Raw genomic sequence first — 15,533 nt, forward strand, 5'->3', positions numbered from 1 at the left:
CATTTGGCGATGGCCTGCGGGTGGTCTCGGCGCCCGCGAGGCCCCGGCTACACCTTGATCTTTCCGGCGTAGAGGTCCGCACGGCCCGGCAGCCGCACGTCGACGGGGGTGCCGAAGGCGTACAGCAGGGTGGTCGACGCGACGGCGGTGGTACGCCCCTGGTTGGCGAAGCTGAACTGGTGCCGGACCTTGCGCAGCCGCCCCTCCGCGTCGAAGTACGCGTCGAAGGGCACGGCGTCCTTGGCGAACCCTTTCGCCGCCGCGGCGAGCGCGCCGCGCACCTGCGGCGAGGCGACCCGGGCGGCCGCCGCGAGGTCCGCGACACCCCGGTAGTGGCCGACTTTCACCCCTGCCAGATCGACCTGGCCGACGTACGTCACCTGCTGCGCGCCGCGCAGCAGCTCGGCGGCGACCGCCGGGTCGGTGGCCCCGCCCGTGACGAGGTTGCCGTCGTCCAGCGTGGTGGTGTCCACCCTGACCCATTTGTCCGCCGGGACGCCCGCGCCGCGGTTCTTCATGTAGAGCGCGCCGGGCGCGAGGAGTTCGGTGATGGGCCGGTGCTCGTCGGTCCCGGCGGCGTCCTTGGGCAGGACGACCTGGAGCCGGCCGGTACGGCGCCGGAAGTCGTAGCCGCCCTCGCCGCGGATGGTCACGCGCGTCCCACCGGTCGCCATCTCCATGCTGGTACTCGCCTTGGCGCTGCCGGCCCGGGTCAGCACCGCGGCCGCGTCCCGCACGGTCCGGGTGGGATCGCCGCCGGGACGGGGGTCGTCCTCGGGGCCGGCGCATCCACCGGCCATCAGTGCCGCGGCGACGGCCAAGGCCCCGCCTCTGCGCCCGTACCGCTGCACCACCATCGCCTGCCAACCCCCAACGCCGTACCGCTGCCTGTCCGGGACCCGCCCGATCCGCATAACGACGGCTCGGGCGACCCGTCACGCGCAGTACGGTTGATGCGTGCACGAGCGAGCCCCGCATCACACGACCACCACGGAACGCGGCTCCTTCGCGGTCGCCCGGTGCAGCTGCGGCTGGACGGGACCCGCGCGAAGGTCACGGGACAAGGCACGGACGGACGCGGCGTCCCACACGGACGCGCTCCGGACGACGGCGTAGGCCTACGGCGTCAAACCTCCGGACGTCGGCGTAGGCCTACGGCCGTCGCACCTCCGGACGGAAAGATTCCGCCCGGACACCCTCCGGACGAAACCCCCGGGCTCGACGCCCTCCCTAGGCGGCGAGGTCGTTCTCCCCGGCCCCCGCCCCGGAGCCGATCCGGGGCTCGGGGATGCCGAGCGTCCCGGCCACGGCGGAGCGTTCGGCGGCGCGCCGGGAGCGGACCAGGCGGGCCCCCCGGCGGGAACGGGCGATCGCGGCGACGAGCGGCGTCAGCAGCGCGTGGGCGACGGGGGCGAGGAGCAGCGCCACCGCCGTACCGAGGGCGAAGCCGCCGACGACGTCGGTCGGGTAGTGGACCCCCATGTACACGCGGCAGAAGCCCTCGGCGAAGGCGAGGGCGATGGCGATAAGGCCGAGCCTGCGGTGGGCGATGAAGACCCCGACGGCGATGGCCATCGCCAGCGTGGCGTGGTCGCTGACGAAGGAGAAGTCCGTCTTGCCGTCGACGAGGACGTCGAGGCCCTGGTGGTCGTTGAACGGCCGTGGGCGCTCCACGAAGCCGCGGATGGGGATGTTGACGAGGACCGCCACACCGGCGGCCAGCGGCGCCCAGACGAGCGAGACGGCGCCGGAGACGGCGTCGGCGAGGGTGTCCCGGCGGCGGACGCTCCACCAGCACCAGAGCGCGACGAGGACGAGGGCGAGCATGATCCCGTACTCGCCGACGAAGCCCATGACACGGTCGAACCAGGGCGGGGCTTCCCGCGCCAGCCCGTTGATGTCGTAGAGCAGGCTGACATCGGGGTTCGAACCATCCGATGCGAGTCCAGCCATCTGTCGCGGCCCCTTGCCTTGTCACGTGAGTCGACCATGGGCGGTCGGTTCAGGGAACGATCCGCCTGAGGCGTGCGTTCCGCTCTTCCTCGACGATCACCCTGACGTTACCGAAGAGTGACACGTCGTCGCAGCTCAGGGCCCGTGCTCAACAGAGAGTTCCGGCCAACGAAGCCCGACCGTTCCGACGGTACGTCAGGCCTGCGGAAGGTGCGTCGGCAGGGCCGCGGCACCATCCTTGGTGACCCGTGTCGCACCGAAGTAGTCAGGCGTGTCGATCTTGTCGAAGCGGATCACGGCCCCGGTGCGCGGCGCGTCGATCATGTAACCGCCGCCGACGTAGATGCCGACATGCCTGATGGCACGGGAGTTCGTCAGGTCGTCGGAGAAGAAGACCAGATCGCCGGGGAGCAGTTCGTCGCGGGAGGGATGGGGGCCCGCGTTGTACTGGTCGTTGGCGACACGCGGCAGCTCGATCCCGACGGAGTGGTACGCGGCCTGGGTCAGCCCGGAGCAGTCGAATCGGCCATTTTGAGCCGCCGTCCCGGTGCCGCCCCAGAGATAGGGGGTTCCGAGCTTCTGCTGCGCGTAGTAGATCGCACCCGCCGCCTGCCGCGAGGGCTCGACGCGACCGACGGGCCGGGCGAAGCTCTTCTCCAGCGTCCGGATGATGCGTACGTAGTTCTGGGTCTCGGTGATGCGGGGCACGCCACCGGACTTGATGACCCGGTAGGCGCCGGCGTTGTACGCGGCGAGCATGTTGTCCGTCGGGTCGCCGGGCACCTTCTTCACATAGCCGGCGAGCTCGCAGTCGTAGGTGGCGGCGGAGGGGATCGCGTCCTTGGGGTCCCACACGTCCCGGTCGCCGTCGCCGTCCCCGTCGATGCCGTGCCCGGCCCAGGTGCCGGGGATGAACTGGGCGATGCCCATGGCGTTGGCGGGCGAGACGACCCGCGGGTTCCAGCCGCTCTCCTGGTAGAGCTGGGCGGCGAGCAGGGCCGGGTTGATGGCGGGGCAGAGGTTCCCCCACTGCTGCACGAGCCCCTGGTACGCGGCGGGCACGGCCCCCTTGGCCAGCCCCACGGTGCCGTTCTTGGCGTTCCCGGCGCCCCCGATGAGGCCGGCGGCGGCGGAGTACGTACCGACCACGAGCAGCGCGACGAAGCTGACGCACACGCCGACGAGCCCACCGGCCACCAGCCAGGCCCTGCGCGCCTTACGCACCGTCAACCACCCCTGGGGTCTTGGCAGTCCATCGAGCGACAAGTCTAGGGGCGGGACCCGTGCGGAGGAGGGGCCACCGGACACCCGATTCGGACAAAGTCAGCCGCTCGGAAGCGGGACGGGGAACGGGCGGGCGCCCGTCTGGCGACCACCGGGCGACCGCCGGGCGACCACCAGGCCACCACCCCAAGAGTGCAACAACGACAGTCATTGCCCGGAGTCACCCTCCGTGATACACAGAGTGACCATACGCTTCCTCGCATAGAAACCGGCCACACCGCCGCAGGTCAAGGCGGTCGGATCGGTCACATGTGCGGGGATCGGGTAAAGAGAGCCGCCAAGCCGTCACACGCGGGCGGTTTCATCAGCGAAGATAGGGCGATGACCCATGCCATCGGGCAAGGGCGACGAACTACCCAACAGGGGCGGTGAGTTACATGTACCTGGCGGCCGAAGAGGGCGACATCACCACCATCATCGGTGGAATCGCCCCGAACTGGGGGCCTTTCGGGAGCCTGGGCAATGAAGCCAAGGTGATGATCGAGGTCGTGATGGCCGTGGCCATCCTGCTCTGCCTCGGCATCGCCATCTGGGGGGCGGCCAAGCAGCGCATCGGCGCGACCGCCCTCCGGGACACGTTCAGCGCCGAACAGGGCAAGGGCCTGATCGTGGCCGGCCTGACCGGCGTCTTCATCATCGGCTCGCTGGGGACGCTGTTCACGATCGTGTACGGGATGGCCGTCTAACCACCGAGGTCACGTTCCCTGATGTCCAGTCACCACACCGCGCCCGCGCGGAAACCAGCACGGCTTCTGTCGTACCCGCGAACGGTTGAGGGGGCGTACCCGTCATGAGCCTCGGCGACGACGACATGGGCGGCTCGGGGCAGACCCGCACCCGCCTCCCCGAAGGCGGCACGGGCGACCCGTACGCCCCCGCCCGCCGCCCACGCGGCTCGCGCTCGCTGATCACGGCGGTCGGCGTGGTGGTGCTCCTGATCGCCGCGATCGCCTTCGCGAACAGGGGCGGCGGCGACCCGGCGACGGACAACAGCTCGGACACCACGACCCCCTCGGGCCAGAAGGCCCCGACGGCAGCGACAGGCGTCCGCCCGGTAACAGGCAAGAACGGCACGATCCCGACGGGCTTCGCGAGGGACGAGCAGGGGGCGCAGAGTGCGGCGTCGAACTATGCGGTTCCCCTCGGGTCCGCCGACATGTTCGACGCAGCTCGTCGCCACGAGATCGTCAATGCTGTGTACGCCCCGGACATCGCCGCAGCACGGCAGGGCGACCTCGACAAGGTGTACTCGGACAAGGGCTTCCTGACGCGTATCGGCCTCACGGACGGCGGGCAGGCCCCGAACGGGCTGACATTCATCTCGCGTGTCATCCCGGTCGGCTCGAAGATCGAGGGATTTACCGGTGACCGGGCGACCGTCGCCGTCTGGTTCTCCTCGCTGTTCGGCCTGGCTGGAGAGGGGTCCCAGAATCCCGTCTCCGAAAGCTGGTACACGACGACGTACCAGCTCCGTTGGGTCGGCGGCGACTGGAAGGTGACGGACTTCGAACAGAAGGACGGCCCCGTGCCGGTCGGTCGCGACCAAGCGGCCTCCAGTGCCGAGGAGATGGCGGACGCCGTCGACCAGTTCGGAGGGTTCACCTATGCCCGCTAAGCGTCCCCGCCGAGCGCTCACACTGGCCACTGCAGCAGGCACCGTCCAAGCGTTCGCGATCGTGTGGTCCAGCCGCGCCTTCGCGGCTCCCACCCCCACACCCACGCCCACGCCCACGCCCACCAGCAGCAACAACCCGTGCGACCTGATCCGCGGGCCCGCCCGCGACTACTGCGAGAACGGCGACACCCCCGGCTCCGCCGGCACCCGGGCTCCCGATCCCACCGCCGCCCTGGACCCGCTGTCCTCCCTCGCGCGCGGATGCGCCGACGCCGCCGTCGCCACCATCGACTACCTCGCCGGCGCCGTCAAAGAGACCGCCGACGTCGACTTCACCAACATGGCCTTCCTCGGCCGCTACGCCATCGTCTTCGCCGCCGCCACCTTCCTCACCCTCCTCCTCTGGCTCCTCGCCGTCGCCAAGCGGGCCATCCGCGGCGTCCCCCTCACCACCGCCATCTCCGAGGCCATCGGCTTCCTCTGGCTGACCGTCCTCGCCTCCGCCTTCACCCCGCTCATCCTCTACACCGTCGTCAACGCCACCGACGCCGTCACCGAGGTCATCGCCGCCGGCACCGGTCAGCAGACCGACGTCTTCTTCGGCAGCTTCAAGGAGGCCCTGCAGAAGGGCGACCAGATCGGCGGCGGGCCGATCATGCTGATCATCGTCTCCCTGGTCAGCATCCTCGCCGCCGGCGTCCTCTACCTCGAGCTCTTCCTGCGCGCCGTGATGCTCTACGTCGGCGCCCTCCTCGGCGTCGTCGTCTACTCCGGCCTCGTCGACAAGAACATGTGGGGCCACGTCCGCCGCTGGGCCGGGATCATGATCGCGATCATCCTCGTCAAGCCGGTCATCGTCATCGTCCTCGGCCTCGCCGGCGCACTCTCCTCCGGGACCGGCCCCGACTCGTTCTCCGCCGTCGTCTCCGGGCTCGCGATCATCCTGCTCGCCATCTTCGCCTCCGCGATGATCTACCGCTTCGTCCCCGGCTTCGGCGACGAGATCGTCGCCTCCCGCAACAACCGCGTCCACCGCGCCGGCGAGAACGCCGCCGCGGCCGTTCTCTCCTCCCCCGCCTCCCTGGTCTCCCAGGGCATCAAGACCCACAGCACCCGCGACGGCGGTGGCGGCGGAACCCAGAACAGCGGAGGCGCCCCGCGCCCCGCCAACCCGCTCTCCGGCGGAGTCGCCGCGCACAGCAGTCGCGGCAGCGCCGGTAGCGCCGGGGGCGGCGGCGGATCTGTCCCCTCCGCCGCACCCCCGCCGCGTAGCAGCAGCCCCACCGCAGGCACCCCGCACAGCAACCGCAAGAACTCAGGAGGTGGAGGGCGTTGACGACCCAGTCCCAGCCGGTCGCGCCCCGCCGTACGTATCTCATCGGCCGCGCCCGGCCGAACGCGATCGTCGGCAAGAACCGCGAGACCGGCGAGATCGCCCTCATCATCGCCGGCGCGTTCCTCGGCATGATGAGCGGACTCCTCGTCCCCGCCCTGACCCTGCGGATCGTGCTGCTCGTCGGCTTCCCCGTCCTCGCGCTCGCCGCCGTGTACGTCCCGTACAAGCACCGCACCTTCTACAAGTGGTTCGAGATCAACCGCAGCTACAAGCGGTCCCTCAAGCGCGGCACCGCCTACCGCTCCGCCGCCGCCGAGGCCGGCGTCCGCCTCGACGGCCGCGAGGTCGAGGTCGGCCCGCCGCCCGGCATCGGCCGCATCAACTGGCTCGCCGCGCCCTTCGGCCCCGACGAGATCGCCGTCCTCCTGCACGCCGACCGCCGCACCGTCACCGCCGCCATCGAGATCGAGGGTCCCGGCGTCGGCCTGCGCGACAGCGAGGACCAGGAAGCCCTGGTGGACCGTTTCGGCACGCTCCTCAAGCACGTCGCCAACGGAGACGGCTTCGTCACCCGCCTCCAGATGCTCGCCCGTACCCTGCCCGCCGACCCCGACGCCCACGCCAAGGACGTCGCCCAGCGCGGCGACCCGCAGGCCCCCGGCTGGCTCCAGGACTCGTACGAGCAACTCCAGTCGATGGTCTCCACCTCCAGCGAGCAGCACCGCGCCTACCTCGTGGCCTGCATGCACTTCACCCGCGAGCTCGCCGCCGAGGCCAACGCCATGGCCCGCGCCGCCCGCCACACCTCCGGCGCCCGCAAGCTCGACCGCGACGCCGGCCTCGCCGTCGTCATGGCCCGCGAGCTCACCGACATCTGCGCCCGCCTCGCCGAGGCCGACATCCGCGTACGCCAGCCCCTCGGCCAGTCCCGACTCGCGTCCCTCGTGCACTCCATGTACGACCCGGACCACCCCATCGACCACATCCAGGCCATGACGAAACGAAACGCTTGGCCCGCCGAACTCGACGCCATGGAGCCCACCTACCTCCAGGCCAAGACCCGCGAGTCCTCCACCCGCGCCCCCTGGTGCCACGCCACCGCCTGGGTGAAGGAGTGGCCGATGACCCCCGTCGGCGTCAACTTCCTCGCCCCGCTCCTCGTCCACACCCCCGACGTGATCCGTACGGTCGCGGTGACGATGGACCTCGAACCCACCGAGGTCGCCATCGAGCGCATGCTCACCGAGAAGACCAACGACGAGGCCGAGGCCTCCCGCCAGGCAAAGATGAACCGCACGGTCGACCCGCGCGACATCGCCGCGCACGGCCGGCTCGACCAGCGGGGTGAAGATCTCGCCAGCGGCGCGGCAGGAGTCAACCTCGTCGGGTACATCACTGTGTCGTCGCGCTCGCCCGAAGCCCTGGCCAGGGACAAGCGCACGATCAGGGCCTCCGCGGGCAAGTCGTACCTGAAGCTGGAGTGGTGCGACCGCGAGCACCACCGGGCCTTTGTGAACACCCTGCCGTTCGCGACCGGCATCCGCCGCTAGCCACCGCCACTAGCCGCCAGCCACGCCACGCCAGCCGCTAAGGGGCCCGTGCACATGCGAGATCCACTCTCCGCCCTCACCGAGGCGTTCACCTCCTTCCTCTTCGGGAAGGTGGAGACGACCCGCCTGCCCGTCCGCACGTCCACGGGTCAGGCCCAGGCCGTCTACCTGCCGACGGCCGCCCCCGGCCTCGGCGACTCCGGCGTGATCATCGGCCGCGAGGTCTACAGCGGCAAGGGCTACATCTACGACCCCTTCCAGCTGTACGGCCAGCAGCTCCCGGCCCCCCACTGGCTCGTCCTCGGCGAGTCCGGCAACGGCAAGTCCGCGCTGGAGAAGACGTACGTCCTGCGCCAACTGCGCTTCCGCGACCGGCAGGTCGTCGTCCTCGACGCCCAGGGCGAGGACGGCGTCGGCGAATGGAACCTCATCGCGCAGGAGCTGGGGATAACCCCCATCCGCCTCGACCCGATGGTCGCCGTCGACGCCGGCATCCGGCTCAACCCGCTCGACCCCTCGATCACCACGACCGGGCAGCTGGCCCTGCTCCGTACGATCATCGAGGTCGCGATGGGCCACGGCCTCGACGAGCGCTCCGGCTTCGCGCTCAAGGTCGCCCACGCGTACGTCAACGAGCACATCACCGACCGCCAGCCCATCCTCACCGACATCGTCGAACAGCTGCGCCACCCGAAGGCGGAGTCGGCGGAGGCGATGAACGTCGACATAGACGACGTACGCGCCTGGGGCCTGGACGTCGCGCTCGTCCTGGACCGGCTGGTCGACGGCGACCTGCGGGGCATGTTCGACGGGCCGACGACGGTCGGCATCGACCTGGACGCGCCGCTGATCGTCTTCGACCTCTCCCACATCGACCGCAACTCCATCGCCATGCCGATCCTCATGGCGATCGTCGGCGTGTGGCTGGAGCACACCTGGATCCGCCCCGACCGGAAGAAGCGCATCTTCCTGGTCGAGGAGGCCTGGCACATCATCAACAGTCCGTTCGTGGCGCAGCTGTTCCAGCGGCTGCTCAAGTTCGGCCGCCGCCTCGGCCTGTCCTTCGTCGCCGTCGTCCACCACCTCTCGGACGTCGTCGACGGTGCGGCGGCGCGGGAGGCCGCCGCCATCCTCAAGATGGCGTCCACCCGGACCATCTATGCCCAGAAAGCCGACGAGGCGAGGGCGACGGGACGGGTGCTCGGCCTGCCACGGTGGGCGGTCGAGATCATCCCGACGCTCACGCCCGGCATCGCCGTCTGGGACGTCAACGGCAATGTGCAGGTGGTCAAACACCTCATCACCGAGAGGGAGCGGCCGCTCGTCTACACCGACCGCGCCATGACGGAGTCCTCCCTCCCGGACGATCTCCAGGCCGCGGAGTGGGAGGCGGAGCAACGGGCCTCCCTGATCGAGCAGCAGCTGAACGACCCCTCCCGGTCGACGGTGGCGTGAGATGCGGAAGGACGCGCAGGAGCGGCAGCAGGGCGGCATCCCCGACGGGCTCGTGGTCGCCCTCGTCGGCTTCGTCCTCGGCCTGACGGTGCTCGTGTGGACGGCGACCGGCCTGGCGGCCCTGTTCTCGAAGGGCGCCTGGCCGGCCGGGGTCACCTTCAACCGGACCCCCATGGCCGTCCGCGCCCTGATCGGCAGCCCGCAGGACCTGGCGGGCGCCTGGCCGGACACCCCGGCGGACGCGCTGTCGGGGTACGGGCTGTTCTGGGGCCTGCTCATCAGTGAGCTGATGGTGCTGGTGGTCCTCACGGTCTTCGCGGTGGGGACGCTGGCACGCTGGCGATCGGTACGGGCGGGACGGCGCGAGGGCGCGTACGGGGCGGGGGCACGGAACTCCGCGCGTACGGGGACCGTCGACGCGCCGGAGGCCGCGAGCGCCACGGCCGGCCCGGTCGCGGGGGCCGGCCCGGTCGCGGGGGCCGGCCCGGTCGCGGGGGGCGCGACGGCTCCGGGGGTCGCGACGGCTCCGGGGGTCGCGACGGCTCCGGGGGTCGCGACGGCCACCGAGGCCGCGCCCGCCATGCAGCCGGAGCCCACCACCGCACTCTCCTCCGCCTCCGCCCCAACACCCGCGCCCGCCTCCGCCACCGCGCCCTCGGAACACCCACCGGCGCCGCGCAGGCCCATGGACCAGATGGTGACGGTGACGGCCGCCGCGACGGCTCCGCTCCCCCCGATCGCCCCGGCGGCCACCGGCTCCCTCGTGTACGGCGCCCCCGCGACCCGCCGTCCCGCCGCCCTACAGGCCCTCCAGGACGCCGAGGGCCCCGTCCTCGTCGTCACCTCCGACCCGACCGTCTGGGCCGACACCAAGGACGCCCGCGGCAAGCTGGGCCCGGTCCTCGTCTACGACCCCGGTCACCTCTGCGACACCCCCGCCCGCCTCCACTGGTCCCCGTCCGCCGGCTGCGCGGACCCGGCCAGGGCCCAGGAACGGGCCGTCGCCCTCCTCGCCCCCGTACGCCCGCCGTCCCGCCTGGACGCGGCGGTCGCCGACACCGCGGAAACGCTCCTGCGCTGCTGGCTGCACGCCGCCGCCCTGGACGACCGGCCGTTCAAGCAGGTCCACCGCTGGGCGCAGGGCACCGGCGCCCACGAACCGGTACGGATCCTCCGCACGCACCCCAAGGCGGCCTCCGGCCACGCCGGCCTCCTGGAGTCGGCGCTCACCGCGCACCCGGAACGGCGCGAGATCGCCCAGGAGCTGACCGCACGGGCGCTCTCCGCGCTCTCCTCGATCCACATCCGGGACGCCTGCACCCCGAATCGAACTGATTCGCTGACACTGGAATCTTTCGTCGCCGAAGGGGGCACGCTCTATGTGGTCGGTGAACCGATCGAGGACCCGCGCAGCCGCCCCGGCGCGATGCCTCTGCTCACCGGCCTCGCCGCAAGCGTGGTCGAGCACGGCCGCCGCATGGCCGCACGGTCATCCGACGGTCGGCTCGACCCACCACTGACCCTCGTCCTCGACGACGCCGCGGCGGTGGCCCCCCTCCCCCAGCTGCCGGACCTGCTCGCCTCCGGCCAAGACATCGGCCTGCCGACGCTGGCCCTCCTGCGCTCCCAGGAACAGGCCCGCGCCCGCTGGCAGGAACCCCTGGTACCCCAGGCCTGATCCACGGATCCACTGATCCGCTGATCCACGGATCCACTGACCCACTGGTCCGTTGCTCCGCTGCTCCGCTGCTCCACGCGACGGGGGAGCGAAAGCCTCAGCCCAAACCTGTCCCGCCTTCGGAAGCGGGCGGCCGCAGCACCTCGTACTCCACCTCGCGCCCCACCGCCTCCCCCGGCATCGCCACGACCACGCCCGACGCGACGAACCCGAACCGCCGGTAGAACGCGGCGGCCCGCGCGTTGTCCTCGTGGACGTACAGCCGTACCCGCCGGATCACCGGCTCCGGCAGCGACCAGGACCAGTCCACACCCGCCCGGAACAGCGCGTCGATCACACCCGTCCCACGCGCCTCGGGGCGCACGTAGACGCCCACGATGTGCGTCTGGTCGGTCGTCGCCGGGTCCCCGAACCGCATCTCGTCGGACGGCCGCTCCACCAGCAGCGTGATCGTGCCCACCCAGCGCCCGTCCACCGTCTCGGCCACGAACTGCCGGACCCTCGTCCCCCTCTCCGAAGCGCCCTCCGCCCGCTCCCGCCAGAACGACTCGGGCTGGACCACGGCGGCTTCGTAGGTGTCGAGGAAGGCGATCTCCGCCACCGGGTCCTGGAGCGAGGCGAGCCGTATCTCACGGCACTGCTCCCACTCCTCGGCGCGGATCGTACGTATCAGAAAGCTCATGGCCCGATCCTCGGCGCGACCGCCCACCCCCGACAACTGCTTTCTCCCCGCGCACCAGCCCCTGCCCACACCCCGCGCCCCGTACCCCTCCCCTCACCCCGCACCGCCGCACCCCCACCCCCACCCCGACACCCCACCCCCACCCCGTCGTACCCCGGTACTACGCCCCTCGCCCGCGCCCCACCCCCGGTCTGACGATCCGCCACCCCCCGCTCCATAACGTCGTGGACATGATCCGAGCAGACGAACTCACCAAGCGGTACGGGGACAGGACCGTCGTCCAGGACCTCAGCTTCACCGTCCACCCCGGCGCCGTCACCGGTTTCCTCGGCCCCAACGGCGCCGGAAAGTCCACCACCCTGCGCATGCTCCTCGGCCTCGACGCCCCCACCCGCGGCCGCGCGACGATCAACGGCCACGCCTACGCCGCCCACCCCGCACCCCTCACCCAGGTCGGCGCGCTCCTGGAAGCCCGCTCCGTCCACCCCGGCCGCTCGGCGTACCACCACCTCATGGCGCTCGCCCACACCCACGGCATCCCCCGCTCCCGCGTCGAGCACGTCCTCGGCCTCACCGGCCTGACCGAGGTCGCCCACCGCCGCGTCAAGGGGTTCTCCCTCGGCATGGGCCAACGGCTCGGCATCGCCGCCGCGCTCCTCGGCGACCCGCGCACGATCGTCCTCGACGAGCCCGTGAACGGCCTCGACCCGGAGGGCGTGCTGTGGATCCGTACCCTCCTCAGATCCCTCGCCGCCGAGGGCCGCACCGTCCTCGTCTCCTCCCACCTGATGAGCGAGATGGCCCTCACCGCCGACCACCTGATCGTCATCGGCAAGGGCCGCCTTCTCGCCGACACGACCGTCGACGCGCTCGTACGGGAGTCGGGCGGCGCCTCGGTCAAGGTCGTCACCCCGGAACCGGACCGGCTGCGCGAGCTGCTCCCCCAGGCGGGCATCACCACGGAGCCCACCGGGCCCGGCCACGCCCCCGACACCCTCCACATCACCGGCCTCGACGCGGCGGCGATCGGCCGCACGGCCGCCACCCACGGCGTACCGCTCTACGAACTCACCCCGCGGACCGCCTCCCTGGAGCAGGCGTTCATGGACCTCACCCACGACTCCGTCGAATACCAAGGAGCAGCGACCGCATGAGCACTTCCGCCCCCGCCCCCGCCCTCACCACCACCCGCGTCCTGCGCTCCGAGTGGCACAAGCTGTGGACGGTCCGCTCCACCTGGATCACCCTCCTCACCTCGGCCGCGTTCCTCCTCGGCGTCGGCATCCTCATGGGCGCCACCTACACCTCCGACGGCGGCGACTCCGACGTCGACACCGTCATCCTCACCCTCTACGGCTCCCAACTCGGCGCCATCTGCCTCGCCGTCCTCGGCATCCTGGTCACCGCGGGCGAGTACTCGACCGGTCTGATCAGAGCCTCCCTCACCGCCGTACCGCGCCGGACCCCCGTCCTGTGGGCGAAGGCCGCCGTCTTCACCGCCACCGTCTTCACCGTCTCCTTCGTGACCGCCCTGGTCACCTTCCTCACGGCGCAGATCTTCCTCTCCGAGACCGACCAGGCCGCCTCCCTCGCCGACGACGGCGTCCTCGCCGCCATCGCGGGCAACGCCGCAGGCGTCACGCTCCTCGGCCTCATCGCGCTGGGCCTCGGCGCCACACTCCGCTCGGTGGCCGGCGGCATCGGCGCGTTCATCGGCGGCGTGATGATCCTGCCGGAGGTCCTCGGGATGCTCCCGTACGACGCCGTGGACACCGCGATCCGCTACTTCCCCACCCAGGCGGCCGGCGCCCTCGGCTCCGCCGACCCGATGCCGAACGCGGCCGCACCGGGCGCCGCGCTGCTCGCCCTGTGCCTGTGGGCGGCCGCGGCCGTGATCGTCCCGGCGCTGTTGCTGAAGCGGCGCGACGTATGAGGATGAGCAGGTGACCACGGACACCGACGAGCAACCGCCTCCCGTCCCCGACTCCCCTTCGGCGCCGCTCAGTCGGTGGCTCCAGCGGCAGACCCAGCGCGCGCAGGCCTTCGACACCCGCCGCCCGGGGATCTGGGACGGGTTACTCACCGCCTTCTGGACGTTCGCCGCCCTGGTCGACGCCACGGGCGGCTGGCGCAACACCGCCCGGGACCCGTCCGTACCGGGCGGGCTGATCCTGGCCATGAGCCTGGCCTTCACCCTCCCGCTGCTGTGGCGCCGCCGCCGGCCCATGACCGCTCTCGCGGTGATGGCCGGCGCGGCGCTCGTGAGCAACTGGACCGGAGCGTTCCTCCAGGCCGCTCTTCTCCAGATGATCGTGGTCTTCCACCTCGCGCTCCGTCGCCCACCGCGCACGCTCCTGTGGACGCTCGCTCTGCTCGCACCGCCCCTCGTCGTGGGGACGGTCCGTTTTCCGCAGGGCAGTTGGGACCAGCACATCGTCCCCACCCTGTGGGCGTACGCGATGGTCGCCCTCCTCGGTATCGCCGTCCGCTCCCGCAAGGACCACACCGCCGCCCTCGTCGACCGCGCCCGTCGCCTCGAGATCGAGCGCGACCAGCAGGCCCAACTCGCCGCCGCGGCCGAACGCCACCGGATCGCCCGCGAGATGCACGACATCATCGGCCACAACCTCTCCGTCATCACCGGCCTCGCCGACGGCGGCAGGTACGCGGCCGCGAAGAACCCCGAGCGCGCCGCCGAGGCCCTCGACGCCATCGGCACGACGAGCCGCCAGGCCCTGACCGAGCTGCGCCGCCTGCTCCAGGGAGCGGCGGTACGCGCCCCCCAGCCCACCCTGGCCGACCTGGACACCCTGCTGACAGGCGTCCGCAACGCGGGCCTGGCGGTACGCCTGAAGGCCACGGGCGATGCCCAAGAGCTCCCCGCGGGAGCCCAGCTGACGGTCTACCGGGTCGTCCAGGAAGCTCTGACGAACACCCTCAAGCACGCGGGCGAGGGCGCACAGGCGACGGTCCTCCTCGTGTACGCCGCCGACGAGGTGACGGCGGAGGTGACGAACACGGGCCGCGCGCCGGAACCCACCGACAGGGGCGGGCTGGTGGCCATGGACGGCCAGGGCATCACGGGAATGCGCGAGCGCGCGAAGCTGTACGAGGGCACACTCGAAGCCGGCCCGCTGCCCGGAGGCGGTTGGCGCGTACGACTCCGACTCCCCCTGGAGGGCTCCCCCTCGTGACGACGGTGCTGATCGCGGACGACCAGGCGATGCAACGCTTCGGGTTCCGCATGCTCTTGGAGAGCCAGGACGACATGGCGGTCGTCGGCGAGGCGCCGAACGGCGCCGAGGCGATCCGTCTGGTGGACCGGCACCGCCCGGACGTCGTCCTGATGGACATCCGGATGCCGGGCCTCGACGGCATCGAGGCCACCCGCCGCATCGTCGCGACCGGCGCCCGCACCCGCGTCCTGATCGTCACGACCTTCGACCTCGACGCGTACGCGTACGACGGCCTGCGCGCCGGCGCCAGCGGCTTCCTGGTGAAGGACGCCCAGCCGGAGGAGCTGCTCGCCGGCATCCGCGCGGTGGTGAGCGGCGACGCGGTGGTGGCCCCGAGCCTGACCCGCCGTCTCCTGGACGCGTACATCCACCACCTGCCGGCGACGGCCACCCCCGGCCCGCCCCGGGAGGACTCCCGTCTCGCGGCCCTCACCGACCGGGAGCGCGAGATCCTCACGGTCATAGGCCAGGGATGGTCGAACACGGAGATCGCCCAGCGCCTCCACCTCGCCGAGTCGACGGTGAAGACCCACATCAGTCGCATCCTCGCCAAAACCGGCGCCCGCGACCGCGTCCAGGCCGTGATCCTGGCCTACGACACCCGCCTGGTCACGCCCGAGCAGTAGGAGAGACCGGAGCAGGAGAAGAGAAAGGGTCGTGAACGCAGAAAAGCCCCGCACCATAAGGTGCGGGGCTTTCCCACAATGATTGTTCGGCGGCGTCCTACTCTCCCACAGGGTCCCC

General features: G+C 71.6%; 14 protein-coding genes. 10 read left to right on the forward strand and 4 right to left on the reverse strand.

All coding sequences use genetic code 11. From position 1 onward, the window contains the following. Positions 1 to 47 precede the first annotated feature (47 nt). The 3 genes from ACIPPS_RS28480 to ACIPPS_RS28490 form a co-directional block, all read right to left on the reverse strand. The gene (locus ACIPPS_RS28480; protein WP_401437669.1) at positions 48 to 857 is read right to left on the reverse strand and encodes a hypothetical protein; all 810 of its coding nucleotides are present in this window, start codon (positions 855 to 857) and stop codon (positions 48 to 50) included. Positions 858 to 1,230: 373 nt separating this feature from the next. Further along, on the reverse strand, positions 1,231 to 1,953 hold the full coding sequence (locus ACIPPS_RS28485) for a phosphatase PAP2 family protein (protein ID WP_401437671.1): 723 nt from the start codon (positions 1,951 to 1,953) through the stop codon (positions 1,231 to 1,233). Positions 1,954 to 2,148: 195 nt separating this feature from the next. Next, positions 2,149 to 3,177, reverse strand: coding sequence for an NlpC/P60 family protein (locus ACIPPS_RS28490; RefSeq protein ID WP_401437674.1), 1,029 nt, complete (start codon positions 3,175 to 3,177; stop codon positions 2,149 to 2,151). Between the two features lie 437 nt (positions 3,178 to 3,614). Here ACIPPS_RS28490 and ACIPPS_RS28495 point away from each other — a divergent pair, with 437 nt between their 5' ends. The 6 genes from ACIPPS_RS28495 (at position 3,615) to ACIPPS_RS28520 (ending at position 10,871) form a co-directional block, all read left to right on the forward strand. Then, positions 3,615 to 3,923, forward strand: a complete 309-nt coding sequence (locus tag ACIPPS_RS28495; protein ID WP_260230621.1) for a hypothetical protein — start codon at positions 3,615 to 3,617, stop codon at positions 3,921 to 3,923. A gap of 104 nt (positions 3,924 to 4,027) precedes the next feature. Beyond that, entirely contained in the window at positions 4,028 to 4,852 is an 825-nt protein-coding gene (locus ACIPPS_RS28500; RefSeq protein ID WP_401437676.1) for a hypothetical protein, read from the forward strand. Next, complete coding sequence (locus ACIPPS_RS28505) at positions 4,842 to 6,188, forward strand: hypothetical protein (protein ID WP_401437679.1); 1,347 nt, start codon at positions 4,842 to 4,844, stop codon at positions 6,186 to 6,188. The genes ACIPPS_RS28500 and ACIPPS_RS28505 overlap by 11 nt, the downstream gene beginning before the upstream one ends. Continuing rightward, positions 6,185 to 7,738: an SCO6880 family protein gene (locus ACIPPS_RS28510; RefSeq protein WP_401437682.1), complete on the forward strand. Its 1,554-nt coding sequence runs from the start codon at positions 6,185 to 6,187 to the stop codon at positions 7,736 to 7,738. Before ACIPPS_RS28505 ends, ACIPPS_RS28510 begins: the two co-directional genes overlap by 4 nt. Before the next feature lie 54 nt (positions 7,739 to 7,792). Further along, on the forward strand, positions 7,793 to 9,193 hold the full coding sequence (locus ACIPPS_RS28515) for an ATP-binding protein (RefSeq protein ID WP_401437685.1): 1,401 nt from the start codon (positions 7,793 to 7,795) through the stop codon (positions 9,191 to 9,193). 1 nt (position 9,194) lies between these two features. Next, on the forward strand, positions 9,195 to 10,871 hold the full coding sequence (locus tag ACIPPS_RS28520) for a type VI secretion protein (protein ID WP_401437687.1): 1,677 nt from the start codon (positions 9,195 to 9,197) through the stop codon (positions 10,869 to 10,871). A 97-nt stretch (positions 10,872 to 10,968) separates the two neighbouring features. Here the strand turns inward: ACIPPS_RS28520 and ACIPPS_RS28525 are convergent, their stop codons facing one another. Then, positions 10,969 to 11,553, reverse strand: a complete 585-nt coding sequence (locus ACIPPS_RS28525) for a GNAT family N-acetyltransferase (RefSeq protein WP_401437690.1) — start codon at positions 11,551 to 11,553, stop codon at positions 10,969 to 10,971. 230 nt (positions 11,554 to 11,783) lie between these two features. Between ACIPPS_RS28525 and ACIPPS_RS28530 the strand changes: the two genes are divergently transcribed. The 4 genes from ACIPPS_RS28530 to ACIPPS_RS28545 are packed head-to-tail and all read left to right on the forward strand — an operon-like array spanning position 11,784 to position 15,415. Beyond that, on the forward strand, positions 11,784 to 12,707 hold the full coding sequence (locus tag ACIPPS_RS28530; protein WP_401437693.1) for an ABC transporter ATP-binding protein: 924 nt from the start codon (positions 11,784 to 11,786) through the stop codon (positions 12,705 to 12,707). Further along, positions 12,704 to 13,486: an ABC transporter permease gene (locus tag ACIPPS_RS28535; protein ID WP_401437696.1), complete on the forward strand. Its 783-nt coding sequence runs from the start codon at positions 12,704 to 12,706 to the stop codon at positions 13,484 to 13,486. Before ACIPPS_RS28530 ends, ACIPPS_RS28535 begins: the two co-directional genes overlap by 4 nt. Positions 13,487 to 13,496: 10 nt before the next feature. Next, positions 13,497 to 14,747, forward strand: coding sequence for a sensor histidine kinase (locus ACIPPS_RS28540; protein ID WP_401437699.1), 1,251 nt, complete (start codon positions 13,497 to 13,499; stop codon positions 14,745 to 14,747). After that, the gene (locus tag ACIPPS_RS28545) at positions 14,744 to 15,415 is read left to right on the forward strand and encodes a response regulator (RefSeq protein WP_401437702.1); all 672 of its coding nucleotides are present in this window, start codon (positions 14,744 to 14,746) and stop codon (positions 15,413 to 15,415) included. Before ACIPPS_RS28540 ends, ACIPPS_RS28545 begins: the two co-directional genes overlap by 4 nt. Positions 15,416 to 15,533: the final 118 nt, after the last annotated feature.

Source organism: Streptomyces sp. NPDC090127 (genome assembly GCF_044746945.1).
GTDB lineage: Bacteria > Actinomycetota > Actinomycetes > Streptomycetales > Streptomycetaceae > Streptomyces.

Excerpts from the sequence above, each read along its gene's own strand:
- ACIPPS_RS28535 (WP_401437696.1), top strand. The coding sequence starts at position 12,704 with ATGAGCACTTCCGCCCCCGCCCCCGCCCTCACCACCACCCGCGTCCTG.
- ACIPPS_RS28520 (WP_401437687.1), top strand. The coding sequence starts at position 9,195 with ATGCGGAAGGACGCGCAGGAGCGGCAGCAGGGCGGCATCCCCGACGGG.
- ACIPPS_RS28480 (WP_401437669.1), bottom strand. The coding sequence starts at position 857 with ATGGTGGTGCAGCGGTACGGGCGCAGAGGCGGGGCCTTGGCCGTCGCC.
- ACIPPS_RS28495 (WP_260230621.1), top strand. The coding sequence starts at position 3,615 with ATGTACCTGGCGGCCGAAGAGGGCGACATCACCACCATCATCGGTGGA.
- ACIPPS_RS28485 (WP_401437671.1), bottom strand. The coding sequence starts at position 1,953 with ATGGCTGGACTCGCATCGGATGGTTCGAACCCCGATGTCAGCCTGCTC.
- ACIPPS_RS28530 (WP_401437693.1), top strand. The coding sequence starts at position 11,784 with ATGATCCGAGCAGACGAACTCACCAAGCGGTACGGGGACAGGACCGTC.
- ACIPPS_RS28500 (WP_401437676.1), top strand. The coding sequence starts at position 4,028 with ATGAGCCTCGGCGACGACGACATGGGCGGCTCGGGGCAGACCCGCACC.
- ACIPPS_RS28515 (WP_401437685.1), top strand. The coding sequence starts at position 7,793 with ATGCGAGATCCACTCTCCGCCCTCACCGAGGCGTTCACCTCCTTCCTC.
- ACIPPS_RS28505 (WP_401437679.1), top strand. The coding sequence starts at position 4,842 with ATGCCCGCTAAGCGTCCCCGCCGAGCGCTCACACTGGCCACTGCAGCA.
- ACIPPS_RS28525 (WP_401437690.1), bottom strand. The coding sequence starts at position 11,553 with ATGAGCTTTCTGATACGTACGATCCGCGCCGAGGAGTGGGAGCAGTGC.